The sequence below is a fragment of the Treponema sp. UBA785 genome (assembly GCF_002297065.1).
GTDB lineage: Bacteria > Spirochaetota > Spirochaetia > Treponematales > Treponemataceae > Treponema_D.
Window position 1 is genome coordinate 67979 of the sequence record NZ_DBJD01000091.1, and the last position, 15984, is coordinate 83962.

Here is a 15984-nt window from a genome sequence, read left to right on the forward strand (position 1 = left end):
TTTTAGATTTTTTTTAGATTTTTCGTTGATTTTGCATTATGATTTATATACATAAAAAATAGTATACTGTAAAATATTTATAGTTATAAAATAAATGTTATTTTTTATTTTGGAAAGATTTATGAAGAACTGCAAAAAGCCACGCAAAAAAATTCTATTTTCTCTGTTGCTGATTACGGCAAATTTTTTTGCGCTCTATGCAGAAAATTTTCGCGTTGCAAAAACACATGTAATCTTAATTCCTCAGAATTACGGAGAAGTTTCTGCCAATCTTGGAATTTTTGACGCGCTTGCAATAAAGCTTCCAGAAGACAAAACATTTGTTACAGGGCTTGAACTTACAATGAAAGTTCCGCAAATAATGACAACTTGGCGGGACAGTGTTGCATATACTTTTTATGACGGACTTTCTCCGCTTCCAACAGAAAAGACGATCGATTATACAGGAAGCAGAACAAGCATATCAACAATTTCTGGAAAAATCGTCAACACGATTTATATTCCGCTAAACGAAAAATTCAGCATCAAAAATAATCCTTATGCAAAAATTCTTGAAGAAAAAATTTCTGCAAAAAACGGAATAATTTTTCTACGCTATATGCTTGCAATGAAAGGCGCCCCCGAAGAACTCGAAAATGCGCAAATTCAGATTACAGCAAAACCTGTTTTGAGCAGCGAAGGATATTTCAGTCTTGAAGTTTCAAAACCGGAGGGAAAAAACGAAAACTTCAGCATTTACATTGACGACACCTTTATTCCGTCAATTCCCAAAAAAATGCTTTTAAAAGAAGGCGAACATCACCTACGCGTAACTGGAGAAACTTTCAGAAACGAAGTCCGCACTTTTATTGTCGAACAGGCAAAAATCACTTCGTTAAAGGTTGCTCTTCGAGGAATTGAGCCTGAAGTAAAAATTCTCTCACCAGAAAACGCTTCGATTTATTTTGACGGTGAAGAGCTCGCCTCTCCAAAAGAGCCTTTTGCCGTTACACAGGGACCACACACTGTAAAATTTGCAATCGGCGACTACGAAATTACAAAAACTTTTGATGCAATAAACGGCCGCTCGTACTCTGTAAACCTGAATATTGACGCTTCTGTAACCGAAGAAGAATAAAAATGTTTTAAAATTTCTTATTTTCATCACAAAAAATCAAAAACAACTAAAGATTTTTAAATAAACTGACGATATATATATTGTCGGGCATCAATTATCCCCTCCCACCCATTGAGCCCGACTGCCTGATGGGCATGGACCGGCTATCTAAAGCCGGTCTTTTTTTTGTTTTTATAAATTCAAAGCAATCAAATCCATTACATTGACTAAAGGGTCGTAATTTCTTATTCTATAAGAATATGAAAATTAAAAAGTCAACATACGTGTTTGTCTGCGGTCTTTTTTTCTGCGCCATTTTTTTTGGAGCAGGACTTGGACTTGCTCTGAGCAATACAAAATTTATAAAAGATAATGAGCAGTTCACAGAATTCTCAACTTCGCTTCCGACAAAACTTTTAGACATAAATGGTGAACTTATAACTGAACTCGCTTCAGAGGAAAAACGAGAAATAATCAGCATAAGAGATTTGCCGCAGTGCATGCTCGATGCCCTTATAACGCGCGAAGACAGGCTTTTTTACAGCCACCATGGATATTCTGTAAAAGCTCTCTTTCGCGCAGTTTTCGGAAAACTCACAGGCATGTCGCTTGGAGGCGGTTCTACCTTAACCCAGCAGATTGCAGGAACTCTTTTTTGCGACAGAACAGATATGTCTATACGCCGAAAATTAAAGGAATTGTGGTGGGCAATTCAAATGGAAAGGCGCTACACTAAAGACGAAATCCTAGAGCTCTATCTGAATAAAATTTATTTTGGCGGCGGAACGTACGGCGTAAGCGCTGCGTCAAAATACTATTTCGGTCATGATGCAACGGAAATTACTCCGGCAGAAGCAGCAATTCTCGTAATTCAACTTTCCAACCCAGCATTTTACAATCCATTTGAATATCCAAACCGCGCAATGGATCGTCAGAAAGATGTTTTGAGCACAATGGTCAGCGCAGGATATATTTCAAAAGAGCAGGCGGATGAAAGTTTTGACGACTACTGGGCAAATTTTGACTACACAAGAACTGCTACGGCGGCTGTATTCAACCACGATGACAACGCTCCGTGGTTTTCTGAATATGTAAGGCGCGAGCTTGGAAACCTAATTTACGGAACTGAAGACATTTATTCTTCTGGATTTACAGTAAACACGACTCTCAACCTAAAAAATCAGGCAGTTGCGCAAGATGTAATGGACAGATATATCCGCTATGCAAACCGCACTTACCAACGCTCAACTGGAGAACGGACAAACCAGGCTTTTTCTGTTTATACACCAATGACAGAACTGCTCGCCCTTACTTTTAATCTAAATAGCCTAAAAGTAAGCGAACAACGCAATGAAGCCATTTCAAAGGCAACTTATACAAGCCAGATAAATCCTGTCATGGACGTTATGTCTCTCATGTTTGGAGTCGACTCTCTAAAACTCGGAATCGTAAACAAGGCCAATCAGCAGGCAAAAGTTAAAGTAAGCAAAACTACAATCGAAGGTACGATGATTGCCCTCGAAAACGACACAGGCTATATTACGTCACTTGTCGGAGGAAGCAAATTCGACAGCGAAAACCAGTTTATCCGTGCCGTGCAGGCAAAACTCCAGCCGGGGTCTGCCTTTAAACCGCTTTATTATTCCGCCGCAATCGACAGCAGAAAATTTACTCCTACCTCGATAATTTCAGATACGCCGGTCGTATTCCACACGGCTGACGGAAAACCATATATTCCTCAAAACTTCCGTGGCGAATGGAAGGGCGATGTTGAACTTTGGTATGCGCTCGCCCACTCTATGAACGTTCCTTCGCTCAAAGTTCTTGACGGAATCGGCTTTGAAGCCGGAATCAACCGTTCAATCGCACTTTTGGGAATTCCTAAAGAAGAAGTTCCATACCGCGGTTTTGTCCCAGGCTATCCGATTGGACTTGGAGTATGTTCTGTAAGACCTGTTGAACTTGCCAGAGCGTATTCTGTATTTGCAAGCGGCGGAAAAGAAGTGACTCCAATTGCAATACGTTCGGTGGAAGACAAAAATGGAAACGTTATTCTAAATCCCGAAAAAGAACTTCGCACTGCATTGCAGGCAAAAGGGGCGGCAGCACAAGTAATTTCACCACAGACAGCTTTTGTCATGACGGAATTACTACAGAATACAGTACGTTCTGGAACTCTTGCGGGTCCTTCTTCAAACGGAGACAAACTCCGTTACAAAGATTCAAACGGACACTTATACAAAATTCCTGCCGCAGGAAAAACAGGTACAACGCAAAACTGGGCAGATGCATGGGCTGTCGGCTTTACGCCATATTACACTTCTGTATTTTGGTTTGGATTCGACAAACCTGGTCAGTCGCTGGGACTTCAACTCACAGGTTCAACTCTTTCTGGCTACGCTTGGGCTGATTATATGAAAAAAATTCACAACGGTCTTCCTATGAAAGACTTTTCAAAACCGGCAACCGGCGTAATAGAAGCAACAGTCTGCTCTGTAAGCGGCGGAATTCTCACTCCAGAATGTGGCGATCACAAAGTTACAGCATGGTATCTTGAAGGGACACAGCCAACTCAAGTCTGCTCAGTTCACTCAACGGCAAATTCAAGCCGTGCAATCGGAATTTACCGTTTGGAAAAAGAGCTTTACAAGGCAGGTTTTGCAAGCGAGCTCATAATTCGCGACAATTCTACTCTTTCATTCAACCTCAACAAACCACTTCAAGACGGAGATTTCGGCGTATTTGACACAAAACTCAGTCCGACAGACGCTCAGGAACTTGACGAAAATGGAGCAGCGCCAAATTACAACTATCTCATGGACTAAAAAACTTTCAAAAAATTTTAGTACATGAAAACTACATTAAAACAAAAAAAATCCGGTCTTAGACAAAAATGTTCTAAAACCGGATTTTTTATACAAAATACTTCAAAAAGTTCTATATTAGCCCTAACTTCGAATTTTATAGTTCAATGTCATTATCGGGCTTCACTCCTTGTCACCATCAGGCTTTTCTCCTCCAACTTGTCATTATCAGGCTTGACCAGATAATCTATTGAAATCTTTCAATAGATTTCTGACCGAGTTTACTGCATAAACATTGCAGTGCCGCTACACAGAATGACACATAAATGATTATTTTTTTCAAAATTCGACATTCAGGATATTTAATTAAATACAATCCGACAGAACTTTTTCTTTCCTGCACGAAGCACAAGTTCTCCGTCAGAATCCAAATCTTTTAAAGTTACAGTGTATTTTACATCAGAAATTACTTTTCCGTTAATGGCGGCGCCATTCTGCTGAACAAGACGACGCGCGTCTCCGTTCGATGCGGTAAGTTTTGTCGTAGTAAAAAGATTTAGAAGTCCAAGGCCATTTCCCAAATCCGCCTTCAAAAGTTCAACTGTCGGCATATGAGACTTGTCTCCTTCTCCGCTAAAAGCAGCCTTTGCGCCTGCAAGAGCCTTGTCCGCCTCCTCCTTTCCGTGAATAAGAGAAGTAACCTCATAAGCAAGCCGCTCCTTAGCCTCGTTGATGTTGCCTGAACAGATACTGGAAATTTCATCAAGAGAAAGGAATGTAAACAATTTAAAGAATTTTTCAACATCCGGATCAGCAACATTGCGCCAGTACTGGAAAAAGTCAAAAACAGGAGTAAGAGAAGGATCGAGAAAAATTGCGCCTTTTTCTGTCTTGCCCATTTTTTTACCGTCAGAACGGGTAATCAACGGGAATGTAAGGCCATAAGCCTGATGCTGGGCATTGAGCTCTGTAGTTCCACCAAGTTTACGGCGAATCAAATCAACGCCGGCAGTAATATTTCCCCACTGATCATCGCCGCCAATCTGCAAAACAACATTGTGTCTCTGATGCAAGCAGTAAAAGTCGTATGCCTGCAAAAGCTGATAGTTAAATTCAATAAAAGAAAGTCCGCGCTCAAGACGCTGCTTGTAAGCTTCAAAAGTAAGCATTTTATTTACAGAAAAACAAGAGCCAATATCGCGCAAAAAATCAATGTAGTTCAAATCAGCAAGCCAGTTTTTGTTATTTTCGCTGAGAGCTGTTTTTCCATCAAAACCAATAAATCTGTCAAGCTGAGCCTTAATATGCTCAACATTCGAATCAATCTGCTCATAAGAAATCATCTTACGCATTTCTGTTTTGCCGGATGGATCACCGATTCTTGCTGTTCCGCCGCCAATAAGGGCAATTCCGTTGTGCCCAGCAGCGCGCAAATGTCTTAAGGCAAAAAAAGGAACCATATGTCCAATATGCAAAGAAGGCCCGGTCGGATCACAGCCAACATAAAAAGTAACCGGTCCTTTATCCATCAAATCAGAAAGTCCCTTCTCGTCCGTACACTGAGCAAAAAAACCACGTTCTTTTAAGGTTTCAAGCGCTTTATTCATTTCATATCTCCCAAATTTCAGAAAATTTTACCGGGCGGCTTTTTGCATTTGCAAAAACCGGGTCTTGCGTGGTTTTATTCCAAAATAAATTTTGGAACGGCTTCGCCGCCACTCCAGCCCCTGCCGCGTTAAATCAATCGAAAAAAATAAATTCAATCTTTAAAATCATAAATTTTCCTGAAAAAATCCTGCAAGCTAAGAGGATTTAACTCTCTTTTTTTCATTTCTTTATTTTAATAAAAAAATTATCTCTATTCAATCAGAGCATTTTTTGAGATAATATTCTGTCATGCTAAGTTACATCCACGCTTTTCATGCCGGAAATTACGGCGATATTTTAAAACACGCAGTTTTTGCCTTTACGCTCCAGCATCTTCTCAAAAAAGAAAAACCATTCTGCGTAATTGACACACATTCTGGCTCAGGAAAATACGCCTTGGACGACGAACGCCTTTTAAAAACCTGCGAAGCCCAGTGCGGAATTCAAAAACTTTTAAAGGCGCCATATTCCGACTTAAAAAAAATTTTCGGAAAAGATTTTCTTTCAATTCTCGAACTGTACGTAAAAAAAGGACTTTATCCCGGAAGCCCGGAAATTGCGCGGACTTTTCTTCGCGAAAGAGACCAGTTGATTTTAAACGAGCTTCATCCAAAGGTTTTTGAAGAACTAAAGCTTAACATAAAAAGTCCAGCTTTAACTCAAAACGCAAAACAAAATTCTCCTTCAATCATTTTAAACCAGAAAGACGCAAAAATTATGCTCAATGCAAATATTCCTCCAAAAATTAAGCGAGGATGTGTAATAATCGACCCAAGCTACGAAGACGCAGATGATTATGAGCAGACGGCTCAAATGTTTGTTTCTGCTTACAAAAAATGGCCAACTGGAACTTACTTAATCTGGTATCCTCTTCTTTCCCACCGCCAGCTCGAAATTGAATATCTAAAGCAAAATGTAATCGCCACCGTTGAAAAAACAAACAATACAGAAGACAAAAAAGCCGTCTTTTACGAAATCATCATCAAAAAAGAAGAAGAAATGACCGGCCTTGCAAAAATGTACGGAAGCGGAATGCTCGTCATAAATCCGCCTTATGGACTAAACGAAAAAATGGAAGAATCAATTCCTCTTATCGAAAAAGCTCTTCGCTAGTTTTACAAAAAAAACAAAAAACTCAAGAAAATAAAAATTCTTGTTAAAAAACTGCAATTTTTCAAATAAATTTTCCTGAATCTGTCGTTTTTTTGAAATTTAAAAATAATTGTTTGACGGCTCAAAAATTCGGCTTTAGACTGAGTATGTACGAAGCAGGTCTAAAAAATCGACATTTGTAATTTTTTAGAGGCTTTAAAATTTTATACTGCAAGTTACAAAAAGGAGGTTTTTTGTGAAAAAAGCATTAGTAACAGTTTCGGCGCTCGTAATGACTGCCGCAGGATTTATGGGATGCCAGAAGAACGGAAATTCTTCTGTAGTATTAAACAAAGACAAACCGCTTGTATTCTTTAACAGACAGCCATCGGACCCAACGACAGGCCAGATTGAAAAAGATACTATGAACTGGAACAGCAAAACTTATTACGTTGGCTTTGACGCAGCAGGCGGCGGTGCAGTTCAGGGAAAACTTATCACGGATTGGCTTGCAAACCAGGACGCTTCTAAAATTGACCGCAATGGCGATGGAACAATCGGATATGTTCTTTGCGTAGGTGATGTAGGTCACAATGACTCAAAAGCAAGAACTGAAGGAATTCGAAAAGCACTTGGAACTTGGAACGGAACAACAGATCCGACAGATTCAAAAATTGGCTCTGTAAAAATTGGCGGAAAAACACTCAAAGTAGTAGAACTTGAAGGAAAAGCTATGACTGGAACTGACGGTTCAACCTGGAATGCAAATGCCGCTACAGATGCAATGGGCGGCTGGGCAACAAAATACGGCACACAGCTTGATATGGTTGTTTCAAACAACGATGGAATGGCAATGGGCTGTCTCCAAGCTTCTAACTACCCTGCAGGAGTTCCAATTTTCGGATACGATGCAAACGCAGATGCAATCGAAGCTATCGGTGCTGGAAAACTTACAGGAACTGTTTCTCAGAACGTAGACGCACAGGCTACAGCAACATTGCAGGTTATCAGAAACCTTCTCAATGGTCTTGAAGGCGAAGATGTTTACAAGAAAGGCATTTTTGAAGCAGACAGCAACGGAAATAAAATTTCAGCAGAAATCACTTATGTTCCAGAAACAAAGGCTGTACTTGCACTGAACGCAGGTGTTAATGCAGACAACTGGAAACAGTACACAGCAGGAAACAGAGATAAGGGGATAAAACAGACTAATGCCGCAAAGAAAAAAGTTCTTCTTACAATCTACAATGCGGCAGACAACTTTCTGTCTTCTTCTTACCTTCCTGCATTAAACTACTATGCTCCACTTTTAAACCTTGACCTTACAGTAGTTCAGGGTGACGGTCAGAACGAAGCTTCTTGTCTTGACAAGTTTACAAACCTCAACAGTTTTGATGCTTATGCAATCAATATGGTAAAAACAAACTCAGGACGCGACTATACGGATAAACTTAAATACTAATTATCAAAAGTTTGCCAGGAAACTGTCCAAAAAGTTCTATATAAAAAAAGCGGCGGTTGAATCTGCTAAAAATCAATTTGATATTTTGTCAAAGTTCAAGAGCCGCATATAAAACAAAAATGGACAGTTTCTTTTCAAAGTCTCGTTTTTTTTACGAGCAGTTTTTCAAATTCCTTTTTAGGGAGACATCTAAATGAATGATAATCTGCTTGAAATTAAAAATCTTTCAAAATCATTTGGGAAAAACAAGGTTCTTAGCGGAATCAACATTACGCTCAAAAAAGGCACAGTTTTAGGCCTTATGGGCGAAAATGGCGCTGGAAAATCTACAATGATGAAATGCCTTTTTGGCATATACGAACAAGACGAAGGTCAATTTTTTTTAGACGGAAAACCTATCGATTTTACAAGTCCAAAAGAAGCCCTCGAAAACGGAGTCTCGATGGTTCATCAGGAATTAAACCAGTGTCTTGATAGAACTGTAATGGACAATCTCTTTTTAGGAAGGTATCCAAAAAAATTCGGAGTAATAGATGAAAAACGGATGTTCCGGGAGTCAAGCCGTCTTTTCAGTTCTTTAAAAATGAACGTAAACCCGAATGTAATTATGAGAACAATGTCTGTTTCTCAGCGGCAGATGGTAGAAATTGCAAAAGCTGTATCTTACAATGCAAAAATTATCGTTCTTGACGAACCAACATCTTCGCTTACAGAACCAGAAATAAATAAATTATTTGCAATCGTTCGCGATTTAAAGTCAAAAGGGGTTTCTTTTGTTTATATTTCGCACAAAATGGACGAAATTTTCCAGATTTGTGATGAAGTTTCAGTTTTGCGCGACGGAAATATGGTTTATCAAAAAACAACGCTCGACGCAAAGATGGACGAGCTGATTTCTGCAATGGTCGGCCGTTCGCTGGACAAACGATTTCCGGACGTTGACAATACTCCAGGAGAAGACTATCTGGAAATTAAGAATCTTTCGACAAAATATTCACCGCAACTCGAAGATATTTCGTTTACGGTTAAAAAAGGTGAAATTTTTGGTCTTTACGGACTTGTCGGCGCAGGAAGAAGCGAACTTTTAGAATCAATCTTTGGTATAAGAACAATTTCGAAAGGTGAAATTATCTTGAACGGCCGTTCTGTCCGTTTTTCGAGCCCAAAAGACGCAATGGCCTACAATTTTGCAATGGTTACAGAAGAACGGAAACTCAACGGAATGTTCGGAAAAGACACAATCGAATTTAACACCTGCATAACAAACCTTGAGCAGTACAAAAAATTCGGGCTTTTGTCTTCAAGAAAAATGCGCGATGCCGCAAACCGTGAAATAAAAAAAATGCACACAAAATGCGTTTCAGCAGATGAACTCATTACTTCTCTTTCTGGTGGAAACCAGCAAAAAGTAATTATAGGAAAATGGCTTGAACGGGAACCAGACATTCTTCTGCTCGACGAGCCGACTCGCGGTATTGACGTTGGAGCAAAATACGAAATTTATCAGTTGATAATCAAAATGGCAAAAGAAGGAAAGACAATTATTGTAGTTTCCAGCGAAATGCCTGAAATTTTAGGAATTACAAATAGAATTGCTGTAATGTCAAACCACAGGCTTGCAGGAATCGTAAACACAAAAGAAACGGATCAGGAAGCGCTTTTAAGGCTTTCGGATAAATATCTATAAAAAAGCGTTAGCGCTGGCAGGAGTAAGCCATAGGCTTATTGCGAAGTGGAGCATAGCGAAACGAAGCAATGGAGCGAAAGCGGAACTCCGAACATAGCGACCCGAACTAAAGCGAGGGGAACGCCCGACTAAAAGATTTTTTAGGGAGAAAATTATGGCAGAATTTGTTACACTTCAAGAAAATCCAAAAATTAAAGAGTATCAGGAAAAACTCCACGGCTTGCGCTCAGACGGTGTAAATAAAATTGCAGAGATAAAGCAGGCTATTGCAAAAGTCAAAAAAAATCCGATGATTGAATACGACAATAAGCCTCAAATTTTGTCTGACTACAAAAAACAGCTTGAAGAGGCTAAAGCTGTCGCAAAGAAAAACGAAGCGCAGGACAAAATTCTTACAAAAGAAGCTGTCGCCTACGCAAATTTGGCTGCAAAAGACTACATAAAAACAGTAGATGCAACCGAAAATGAAAAAATAAAAATTGAAAAAGCAAATTTTGACCAGAAAATTCGAAAAATAAAGGCAGAAGGAAAAGCCCGAATTGAAAACGCAAAGTCGCCGTCAGAAAAGGAAACCGCACGATACGAACTCAAAACTTCGCTTTTTGACGAAAAAAATAGAAGCCAGACGATAATTGAGCGTTGCCGCGATGCGAAAAAACAGGCTTTTACGGATCACGTTACAATTAACCGTGGACTGCGCAACGAAAAATCAAGTTTTATTGAAGATGCTCAGCTCGGCTTTATAAACTACAAAAACAGTTTTAAACTTTCAAAATTCTTTTTGGACAATGGACTTTACATTGCAATTGCAATTTTCTTTGTTGTCTGTATTATAATTGCCCCTGCAATCGGAGCAGGAAACCTTTTGACTTTGCCAAATATCTTTACGATTCTTGAGCAGTCTTCGACAAGAATGTTCTATGCTCTCGGAGTTGCCGGTTTGATTTTGCTTGCTGGTACAGACTTGAGCGTCGGACGAATGGTTGCTATGGGTTCTGTTGTAACTGGACTTATTCTGCATCCAGGAACGAACATCGTAAAATTCTTTAACATGGGGCCATGGAACTTTACAGCGCTTCCGATGGGGGTCCGCCTTATTTTTGCTTTATTGCTTTCTATTCTGCTTTGTACGGCATTCTGCGCATTTGCAGGTGTATTTACGGCAAAACTAAAAATTCATCCGTTTATCTCTACACTAGCCTCTCAACTTATAATTTACGGACTTTTGTTCTTCGGAACAACTGGAACTCCGGTCGGTTCAATCGACTCTTCTGTAAAAGATTTAATCGGCGGCCGTTGGGTTTTGGGAATTATAAACGGTGAGCTTGTTACTTTCCCTAAACTGATTATTCCTGCAATAATTGCAATTATAGCTGCATGGTTTATCTGGAACAAAACAACTTTTGGAAAAAACATGTACGCAGTAGGAGGAAACTCGGAAGCGGCAAGTGTTTCTGGAATTTCGGTTTTCTGGGTTACAATGGGCGTATTCATTATGGCAGGGATTTTCTACGGTTGCGGAGCATTTTTGGAAGCATTCCGTGCAAACGCAAGCGCGGGAACTGGCCAGGGCTACGAAATGGACGCGATTGCAGCCTGCGTAGTCGGTGGAATTTCGTTTAACGGCGGCATAGGAAAAATTGGAGGGGCCGCAATCGGTGTTGTAATCTTTACAAGCCTTACCTACTGCCTTACGTTCCTTCATATCGACACAAACCTTCAGTTTGTATTTAAGGGATTAATAATCATTGCGGCAGTTGCGCTTGATTCAATTAAATACTTGAAGCGCAAGTAATTAAATCTAAGAAAATTTTGTAAACTTTTATAAATGAAACTAAAAAGCGGTTTGATTTTTAAACCGCTTTTTTTTATTGCTCTGTGTAATTTTTTTATTCAAAATCATAAAAATTCAAATTGAAATTTTATGTTAAATTAAAATTTTGTGTTATAATAAATTTTGGATATACATATTTTATTTGGCGCAATTATTTATGGAAGAAAACAAAATTTTAACCTTTATTCTGCACAAAAAAGCAATTTTTATTTCGATTATTTTTACGTTTATAAGCATTTGCGGTCTTTTAGGCTCATCAGTAATCATCGTATTTGAAAATAAAATTTCCCATTTTTTTACGCAGGAAGTTCAAATCGAAAAAGAAAACCGCATTTTTCGCACAGAAAATCCTGTAAAACAGCCGGAATGTACAATCAACATGAACATTCCATTGAGAAGCGATGGACTTCTAAACTGCTGGCAACAATCAGACTCAACATGGGGCTCTCAATATGACATCTATATTTACAATAACACAGCAAAAAAAATGCAAAACTGGGTTCTTTCGCTTACAGTTCCAAAAAATGCAAAAATCGATAGCTGCTGGAACGGTTTTTATACGATAAAAAACGGAACTATAAAAATAAAACCTTCAAAAATTGCGCTCAACGACGAAGTTTCTCCTAAAACATTTTGTAAATTAGGATTTGTTTTGTATACAGATGAACTTTTAACAGAAAGCAGTTTTTCGCTGGAAACAAAACTCATTGAACCGCTTTTCTGCAACAAAAAATTCATATCTTTTACAATATCAACAATTCTCGGTCTCATTTTTCTTATATTGACAGTCATAAACTACAAAGTCGTAAAAAAACAGCAACAACAGGCAGAAAAAGAAATCTCAGAAATTCTAAAATTATGCGCCCGATTTATTGATACACGGGACAAATACACACAACAACACTCTCTAAACGTTGCAAAATATTCAAAATTACTTGCAAAAGAACTCGGTTACAGCAAAGCTTTTCAGAAAAATATTTATAACTGCGGAATTTTGCATGATGTCGGAAAAGTTTTTATTTCGCAGTCAATATTATGCAAAAACTCAAAACTGAATGATGAAGAATGGGAAGAAATGAAAAAACATACTATCTATGGAGCAGAAAGCTTGAAAGGCTTTAAAGAAATAGAAAACGTAACTAAGGTTGCACTTTATCATCACGAACGATTCGATGGGAAAGGCTACATGGAAGGCTTAAAAGGAGAAGAAATTCCACTTGAAGCACGAATAGTTTGCGTCGCCGACTCTTTCGACGCAATGGCAACTGACAGAGCCTATAGGCCTCACCTTCCAAAAAACATAATAGTTTCAGAATTAAAAAAAGGTGAAGAAACTCAATTTGACCCAAAAATTGCGCAGGCCATGCTGAACCTCATTTCAACTGGAAAAATAAAAATCTAAACTGCATTAAAATTCAATAAAACAAAAAGCGGCCTGACATTTTTCATCAGACCGTTTTTTGTTTTTAAATTTTCTCCTGAAAAAACTGCTCCTTTAGGTTTTTAAGTTTTTAACCTTCAAAATTACTTAAAAATAAGCTCTTTTCCATCAGAAGAAACATTTATCACGCTGCCTTCGCCAAACTTTCCTTCCAGAAGCTCTTTTGAAAGAGGGTTTTCAACCCAGGTCTGCACGGCTCTTTTTATTGGGCGGGCACCAAAGGCTGGATCATAACCTTTTTCTGCAATAAAGTTCACAGCAGAATCATCAAACTTAATCGAAATTCTTCTGTCTTCAAGACGCTTTGTAACCCTTTCAAGCTGAATTTTTACGATTCCGCCAATGCAACTTCTGTCAAGACGGTTGAACATTACGATTTCATCAATACGGTTCAAAAATTCTGGTCTAAATGTTGATTTTAACAGTGAATCAATTTCGCCTTTAAGTTTTGAACTATCCGTTTCGTTATTTTCTCCAGCCTCAAGAATCAAATTGCTTCCGAGGTTTGAAGTCATAATGATTATCGTATTTTTAAAATCTACTACTCGTCCCTGTCCATCTGTAAGCCGCCCATCATCAAGAACCTGAAGAAGAACGTTAAAAACATCTGGATGAGCTTTTTCGACTTCATCAAACAAAATTACGCTGTACGGCCGACGACGAACTGCTTCTGTCAACTGTCCGCCTTCATCGTAACCTACATATCCTGGAGGTGCGCCGATAAGACGGCTCACACTGAATTTTTCCATATACTCGGACATATCAATTCGGGTAAGGGCTTTTTCATCGTTGAACAAAAAATCAGCCAAAGTTTTTGCAAGTTCAGTCTTACCTACACCTGTCGGACCAATAAACATAAAACTGCCAAGCGGTCTGTTTGGATCGTTAAGCCCAGCCTTGTTTCGTCTGATTGCGTCGCTTACAACTTTTACAGCTTCGTTCTGACCAATAACGCGTTTATGCAAAACATTTTCGAGCTGAACATATTTTTGCTTTTCACTCGTCATCATCTTGCTTACAGGAATTCCTGTCCAAACACTTACAACTGAGGCAATATCTTCTTCCGTAACTTCCTGCCGCAAAAGAGATTCATCAGCGGAATTCACTCTTTTTTCGTCCGCAGCCTGACTTTCTGCCAGTTGTTTTTGCAGCTCAGGAATTATCGAATATTTGTATTCAGCAGCCTTTGCAAGATTTCCTTCTCGTGTAAACTTTTCCTCTTCAAACCGGGCATTCTCAAGTTTTTCCTTAAGGTTGCGCGATTTATCAATCTGGGCTTTTTCGTTCTGCCATTCCAGTTTCATAGAATCGCGTTTGTTCGTAACATCCGCAAGTTCCTTTTCAAGTTTTTCAAGACGTTCAAGGCTCGCCTTGTCATCTTCCTTGGAGAGCGACTGTTTTTCAATCTGCAACTGCAAAATTTTTCGCTCAAGCTGATCAAGAGCCGTCGGTTCGCTTTCGATTTCCATTTTTAAACGGCTTGCAGCCTCGTCAACAAGGTCAATTGCCTTGTCTGGCAAAAATCTGTTTGTTATATAACGGTTAGAGAGTTCTGCAGCAGCAACAAGAGCTTCATCATTGATTTTAACACCATGATGAATTTCATACTTATCTCTCAAACCGCGCAAAATTGCAATCGTATCTTCAACAGTCGGCTCAGCGCAATAAACCTGCTGAAACCTTCTTTCAAGCGCGCTATCTTTTTCAATGTATTTGCGATACTCGTTCAAAGTAGTAGCACCGATTACATGAAGCTCTCCACGGGCAAGTGCCGGTTTAAGAAGATTAGAAGCATCCATACTACCTTCGCTCGCGCCGGCGCCGACTATAGTATGAAGTTCATCGATAAACATTATTATCTGTCCTTCGCTCTTTGAAACTTCAGTAATTACAGCTTTAAGCCTTTCTTCAAACTCACCTCGAAATTTTGCACCGGCAACAAGGCTTCCCATATCGAGGCTCAAAAGACGCTTGTTTTTCAAACTTTCAGGAACATCGCCACTTGCAATACGACGCGCAAGACCTTCGACAATTGCTGTTTTTCCGACACCAGGTTCACCAATCAAAACAGGATTATTCTTAGTCCGTCGTATCAAAACCTGCATTACACGGCGAATTTCCTCATCGCGTCCAATAACAGGATCAATTTTGTCCTGTCTGGCACGAGCCGTCAAATCCGTGCAGTATTTCTCAAGCGACTGCATTTTGCTTTCCGGATCCTGGCTGTCAACAGTCTGATTTCCACGAACCGCCTTTAAGCTTTCAAGAATCGCTTCCCGAGTAACTCCATATTTACGCAAAAGTTCCCCAGTCCGGTCTTCACTTTCGCTCATAGCAAGCAAAATATGCTCAACCGAAAGATACTGATCTTTAAGAGAAGTCATTTCCTTTTCTGCCTTCGCAAGAACTTTCTGCGCTGCAGAAGAAAGACTAATCTGAACATTTCCAGTAACCTTCGGATACGAACTCAAAAGATTTTTCGCCGCACTGTCCAAATCTCCAGCACTAACCCCTATTCTTTCGACAATCGGTTTAACAAGCCCATCTTTTTGCTCAAGAAGCGCAATTAAAAGATGTTCAAGCCCGATTTCCGCATGATCATTTTGCTGAGCAAGGGCGCTGGCTTCCTGGAGAGCGTCCTGTGCTTTTAATGTAAACTGATCAAAATTCATTTTTCGCCTCCAAAATTTTTTATTTACATCTCTAAAAACTTTTTAAGAGAATTTTTTTGTTCTTATAATTTCAAGATACTCAAAAAATAAAAAAAAGGCAAATAAAAGCAGCACAACTGCTGCAAAAAAATCATTTTCTATTCATAAAAAACATATCTCAGAATTTCCGGCTATCCGCCCTTCGCTAACGCTCATTGCCGTTCCGGCAACTCCGGGGCTCCTATCCGGGCTATAAGCCCGGTCGTGCGC

9 protein-coding genes are annotated in these 15984 nt (G+C 39.3%); 7 read left to right on the top strand and 2 right to left on the bottom strand.

Annotated features, from left to right (window positions below; all coding sequences use genetic code 11):
- The first annotated feature begins 121 nt into the window (after positions 1-121).
- Both B2X33_RS08520 and B2X33_RS08525 read left to right on the top strand, forming a co-directional pair.
- Entirely contained in the window at positions 122-1117 is a 996-nt protein-coding gene (locus B2X33_RS08520) for a hypothetical protein (RefSeq protein ID WP_296022703.1), read from the top strand.
- Between the two features lie 239 nt (positions 1118-1356).
- A complete protein-coding gene (locus tag B2X33_RS08525; protein WP_296669002.1) occupies positions 1357-3921 on the top strand; it encodes a penicillin-binding protein 1A in 2565 nt (854 codons plus the stop codon).
- A 341-nt stretch (positions 3922-4262) separates the two neighbouring features.
- Here B2X33_RS08525 and tyrS read toward each other — a convergent pair whose 3' ends face one another.
- On the bottom strand, positions 4263-5507 hold the full coding sequence (tyrS, locus tag B2X33_RS08530) for a tyrosine--tRNA ligase (RefSeq protein ID WP_296022701.1): 1245 nt from the start codon (positions 5505-5507) through the stop codon (positions 4263-4265).
- Between the two features lie 289 nt (positions 5508-5796).
- Here tyrS and rlmJ point away from each other — a divergent pair, with 289 nt between their 5' ends.
- From rlmJ to B2X33_RS08555, 5 genes are all read left to right on the top strand, one after another.
- Positions 5797-6660 (top strand): 23S rRNA (adenine(2030)-N(6))-methyltransferase RlmJ, encoded by an 864-nt coding sequence (gene rlmJ / locus B2X33_RS08535; protein WP_296669004.1) that lies wholly within the window; start codon positions 5797-5799, stop codon positions 6658-6660.
- Between the two features lie 271 nt (positions 6661-6931).
- The gene (locus tag B2X33_RS08540; RefSeq protein ID WP_296022917.1) at positions 6932-8101 is read left to right on the top strand and encodes a substrate-binding domain-containing protein; all 1170 of its coding nucleotides are present in this window, start codon (positions 6932-6934) and stop codon (positions 8099-8101) included.
- A 193-nt stretch (positions 8102-8294) separates the two neighbouring features.
- A complete protein-coding gene (locus B2X33_RS08545) occupies positions 8295-9788 on the top strand; it encodes a sugar ABC transporter ATP-binding protein (RefSeq protein WP_296669005.1) in 1494 nt (497 codons plus the stop codon).
- Between the two features lie 154 nt (positions 9789-9942).
- Positions 9943-11583 (top strand): galactose/methyl galactoside ABC transporter permease MglC, encoded by a 1641-nt coding sequence (locus tag B2X33_RS08550; protein WP_296669007.1) that lies wholly within the window; start codon positions 9943-9945, stop codon positions 11581-11583.
- 196 nt (positions 11584-11779) lie between these two features.
- A complete protein-coding gene (locus tag B2X33_RS08555) occupies positions 11780-13024 on the top strand; it encodes an HD domain-containing phosphohydrolase (RefSeq protein WP_296669008.1) in 1245 nt (414 codons plus the stop codon).
- 122 nt (positions 13025-13146) lie between these two features.
- Here B2X33_RS08555 and clpB read toward each other — a convergent pair whose 3' ends face one another.
- Positions 13147-15735: an ATP-dependent chaperone ClpB gene (clpB, locus tag B2X33_RS08560; RefSeq protein ID WP_296022696.1), complete on the bottom strand. Its 2589-nt coding sequence runs from the start codon at positions 15733-15735 to the stop codon at positions 13147-13149.
- Positions 15736-15984: the final 249 nt, after the last annotated feature.

What these genes read in the sequence shown, in the direction of transcription:
- B2X33_RS08540 (WP_296022917.1), top strand. Translation starts at nt 6,932, where the DNA reads ATGACTGCCGCAGGATTTATGGGATGCCAGAAGAACGGAAATTCTTCT.
- B2X33_RS08555 (WP_296669008.1), top strand. Translation starts at nt 11,780, where the DNA reads ATGGAAGAAAACAAAATTTTAACCTTTATTCTGCACAAAAAAGCAATT.
- B2X33_RS08545 (WP_296669005.1), top strand. Translation starts at nt 8,295, where the DNA reads ATGAATGATAATCTGCTTGAAATTAAAAATCTTTCAAAATCATTTGGG.
- rlmJ (WP_296669004.1), top strand. Translation starts at nt 5,797, where the DNA reads ATGCTAAGTTACATCCACGCTTTTCATGCCGGAAATTACGGCGATATT.
- B2X33_RS08550 (WP_296669007.1), top strand. Translation starts at nt 9,943, where the DNA reads ATGGCAGAATTTGTTACACTTCAAGAAAATCCAAAAATTAAAGAGTAT.
- B2X33_RS08525 (WP_296669002.1), top strand. Translation starts at nt 1,357, where the DNA reads ATGAAAATTAAAAAGTCAACATACGTGTTTGTCTGCGGTCTTTTTTTC.
- clpB (WP_296022696.1), bottom strand. Translation starts at nt 15,735, where the DNA reads ATGAATTTTGATCAGTTTACATTAAAAGCACAGGACGCTCTCCAGGAA.
- B2X33_RS08520 (WP_296022703.1), top strand. Translation starts at nt 122, where the DNA reads ATGAAGAACTGCAAAAAGCCACGCAAAAAAATTCTATTTTCTCTGTTG.
- tyrS (WP_296022701.1), bottom strand. Translation starts at nt 5,507, where the DNA reads ATGAATAAAGCGCTTGAAACCTTAAAAGAACGTGGTTTTTTTGCTCAG.